Source organism: uncultured Salinisphaera sp. (assembly GCF_964012375.1).
In the GTDB taxonomy this organism is placed as follows: domain Bacteria; phylum Pseudomonadota; class Gammaproteobacteria; order Nevskiales; family Salinisphaeraceae; genus Salinisphaera.
In genome coordinates, this window is the sequence record NZ_CAXGSH010000170.1 from 1 (window position 1) to 3,333 (window position 3,333).

5 protein-coding genes are annotated in these 3,333 nt (G+C 62.8%); all 5 read left to right on the forward strand.

Annotated elements, in window-relative coordinates:
- Positions 1–297, forward strand: a 297-nt coding sequence (locus ABNU97_RS17505) for a cation transporter (protein ID WP_348767948.1), incomplete at its 5' end; no start/stop codon positions are given.
- A gap of 84 nt (positions 298–381) precedes the next feature.
- Complete coding sequence (gene lspA, locus ABNU97_RS17510; protein ID WP_348767949.1) at positions 382–888, forward strand: signal peptidase II; 507 nt, start codon at positions 382–384, stop codon at positions 886–888.
- Positions 889–1,024: 136 nt separating this feature from the next.
- Complete coding sequence (locus ABNU97_RS17515) at positions 1,025–1,261, forward strand: hypothetical protein (protein ID WP_348767950.1); 237 nt, start codon at positions 1,025–1,027, stop codon at positions 1,259–1,261.
- Between the two features lie 86 nt (positions 1,262–1,347).
- On the forward strand, positions 1,348–2,901 hold the full coding sequence (locus ABNU97_RS17520; protein ID WP_348767951.1) for a multicopper oxidase family protein: 1,554 nt from the start codon (positions 1,348–1,350) through the stop codon (positions 2,899–2,901).
- A 143-nt stretch (positions 2,902–3,044) separates the two neighbouring features.
- Positions 3,045–3,333: redoxin domain-containing protein (locus tag ABNU97_RS17525; protein ID WP_348767952.1), on the forward strand; the 289-nt coding region annotated here is incomplete at its 3' end.

Genomic DNA, 3,333 nt, shown 5'->3' on the forward strand with positions numbered 1-3,333 from the left:
GCGATGGGCTTGGCGGCACTTGTCGCGAATATCACGTGTTTGCTCATCATCGCCCGCCATCGGGAAGGCGGCGTCCATATGCGCGCCAGTTGGATCTTTTCGGCCAATGACGTGATTGCCAATGTTGGCGTCATTGTCGGCGGCGCGCTTGTCTACTTCCTCGATAGCCGTTTTCCTGACCTCATCATCGGTCTTGTCGTCGGAATCATCGTGCTGCTCGGCGGTATCCGCATCCTCAAGGACGCGCGTAAAACCCGAGCCGAACTTGAGGCATCATCGCCATCGGAAGCGCCTTGACGTGGCAATCGGTGCCGGCAACATGAACGTCTGCCGACGTACTACGGTGCGTGCGGCAGAACAAGGGCGCCAGGGGAGTGTCTGGTGTCTACGCGTTCGATAGTGAGCAAGGAGAACGCACTGACCCCGCGCGGCAGGCTGCGCTGGTTGTGGTTGACCTTTGCGCTACTGGTCGTGGATCAGGTGACCAAGTATGCGGCCAGTATCTATCTTGACTATGGCGAGCGCAGAGCCGTCACAGAATTTTTTAACTGGACACTTCTACACAATACGGGTGCTGCATTCAGCTTTCTGGCCGATGCCGGTGGGTGGCAGCGGGCATTCCTGATCGGTGTCGCCGTCGTTATATCAGCCTCGCTGCTGGGCTGGCTGTGGCGCGGAGTGGCTTCGCAAGGTCAAGCGATCGCGCTCAGTGCGATTTTAGGCGGTGCGCTGGGCAACTTGACGGATCGCCTGCTACGCGGCCATGTCGTCGACTTTCTCGATTTCCATTACGCACAGTATCACTGGCCGGCATTCAACCTGGCCGATGTCTGGATCATAACGGGCGCCGCATCACTGATGTGGGCGCATACAAAATACCGCGGGTGAGCGTCTCGGCCGGATCGCTGAGTCCCGGCTCGGACTGCCTGCATCCCCACCGCTGGCCGGGCACGCCAGAGTAATTTTGAATGACAAGTACGGCACGACATCTAAATCGCTACCGGCCAAAAGCATGGAAAACACCATGAAACTATTCGTAGCATTGCTGTTGAGCCTGCTGGGCGCCATCGTGGGGACAGCCCCTGCCGCGGGACAGACCGGCCCGGGCCGCATGGGCGACGGCGGCATGATGAACGAATCGATGATGCAATGCGGCATGATGGGTGGCCCGATGATGGTCGCCTGGATGCTGTTTGCGCTTCTCGTGTTGAGCGTATTGGTGCTCGCCGTGGTGGCGCTGATCAAGTACCTGCGTAGCTGATGACGACGATCGACCCTAAACGCCGCATGCTATTGCGTTGCGTGGGCGGCCTTGCGGGTATCACCGCTTTGACGCCCACAACCCTGTTGACGGCGTGTAAAGATAGCGCGGCCGCGGGTACGAAGCACGAAGGCGCGGGCCATTACGGCCTCGAAAACGGCCCCTTCGATGTCGACCTGCGGCTGCGTGCGCAGCCAGACACGGCGCCCATCCTGCACGGCACCCCCAGCGAGGTCTGGCGCTACACGGCCGATCTGCGCGGCGGCCCCGCGGATACTCTCGCCACGGTCGGCGACAGCTACACCGGGCCGTTGATCCGGCTACGCCGCGGCCAGCGTTTCCACGCCCGGCTGGAGAACGGCCTGCCGGAGGACACCACCGTGCATTGGCATGGCCTGCACGTGCCGTCGGATGTGGATGGCCAGCCGCGGCTGCCGATCAAGCCCGGCGAAGCCATGACCGTTGCCTTCGAGGTGCGCGACCGCGCTGGGCTGTATTGGTACCACCCGCACCCGCACGGCCCTAATGGTGGGCGGGTCGGCTTCCAATCCTATGCCGGCCTGGCCGGCCCGCTAGTCATCGAGGACGAGGCCGAGCGCGCCCTGGGGCTGCCGGCCGGGGACCAGGAAATGATCCTGGTACTGCAAGACCGCCGCTTCGCCGGCGACAACGAGTTGACCTATATCGGCAGCGGCATGGGCACCATGATGACCCGCATGCGCGGCTTTCTCGGCGACCGCATCCTGGTCAACGGCCGCCCCGATGCCGCACGCGAAGTCGCCACCCGGCCGTACCGACTGCGCATCCTCAACGGCTCCAATTCGCGCATCTACAAGCTGGCCTGGAGCGACGGCCGGCCCATGACCGTGCTCGGCACCGACGGCGGCCTGCTGGCGGCGCCAGGCCAATATCCCTACGTGACCCTGGCGCCGGCCCAGCGCATCGATCTGTGGGTGGATTTATCCACGAACGACCCCGGCGATGAATTGCGCCTGCTCAGCGACAGCTACCAGGCCGGGATGATGGACAACATGATGGGTGACGGCATGGGCGACGGTTGCAAGAGAGATGGTCGTAGGGCCGGCATGATGGGAAACATGATGGGCGGCTCGGAGCTGCCAGCCGGCGCCCGCTTCGACATACTCACCCTGCGCGTCACGCGGCGCGAACGCGGCAAGGAACGACTGCCCAAACGTCTTGCCGAGGATTTACAGCCGCCGCCGGTCGACCGTGATACCCCGGCGCGTCGCTTCAAACTGAGTAGGGTCATGATGCGCGGCTTCGCCATCAACGGCCGCCAATTCAAAGGCGCCACCGTGGCCGACGACGAAATCGTGCGCTTGGGAAAAACCGAAGTTTGGGAGTTTGTCAACGACTCCATGATGCCGCATCCCATGCACGTGCACGGGCTGCAGTTTGCGGTCGTCGGGCGAGAGCCAATCGGCGGGCGCCGGCACTGGAGCGGCCTGGCCGCCGGGCTGGTGGATGCCGGCCGGCGCGACACGGTACTCGTATTGCCGGGCGAACGCGTGCGTATCGCGGTGACCTTCGCCGATTTCGAGGGGCTTTATATCTACCATTGTCACAACATGGAGCATGAGGACAACGGCATGATGCGCTATTACCGCGTCCGGGCATGAGCGCGGCTACACCCGCGGCATTCACTACGACACCAAGCAGGCGATACCGTAGCGATCGGTCGGTACGTGCTAGGTCCGACCGCCCCGGCGACCGCGTCCATTGAAGGTCGCCGACATCTTCTTCATCGAACAGGAGTATAGATATGAGCCTACGATTAGGCGATACCGCACCGAACTTTACGGCCGATACCACCGAAGGCCGCATCGATTTCCACGAGTGGCTCGGCGACGGCTGGGGCATGTTGATGTCGCATCCGGCCGATTTCACGCCGGTCTGCACCACCGAGCTGGGCGCGGTCGGCGGCCTCAAGGAACAGTTCGCCAAGCGCGACACTAAAGCCATCGTGGTATCGGTGGATTCGGTGGATGATCACAAGCGCTGGTCGGCCGATATCGAGGAAACCCAAGGCCAGTCCGTGAACTTCCCGATCA

Bases quoted from the DNA above. Each gene is read 5' to 3' on its own strand.
- ABNU97_RS17515 (WP_348767950.1), top strand. From the start codon at position 1,025: ATGAAACTATTCGTAGCATTGCTGTTGAGCCTGCTGGGCGCCATCGTG.